Source organism: Lysinibacillus sp. RU7, assembly GCF_057837305.1.
Genome location: NZ_JBYQFK010000194.1, coordinates 1 through 257 on the forward strand (window position 1 = coordinate 1; position 257 = coordinate 257).

The following is a 257-nucleotide window of genomic DNA, read 5'->3' on the forward strand; positions in this document are numbered from 1 at the left end:
GTCGGCGGTCTATCGCGATGCCAGCAACGGCCAGACGGTCGCCGCCTCCGCGCTGGGCAATCAGCTCGCGCTGACCCAGAGCATCTTCAACACGGTCGTCGATGTCGAGAATGTCATCAACGACCTGAGCGTCACGAAGAAGTTCGACACGGGCCTGGGCCGCCACACCCTGACCGGCGGCTATTATTTCAGCCATTTCAACCAGACGCAGAACTGGAACTGGAACGACATTGTCGTCGAGGCGATCGACCGCCCGC

Annotated in this window: 1 protein-coding gene; it reads left to right on the plus strand. The window is 61.5% G+C overall.

Annotated features, from left to right (window positions below):
• The coding region (locus tag AC3II9_RS22065) for a hypothetical protein (RefSeq protein ID WP_489158868.1) at positions 1–257 on the plus strand (257 nt) is incomplete at both ends.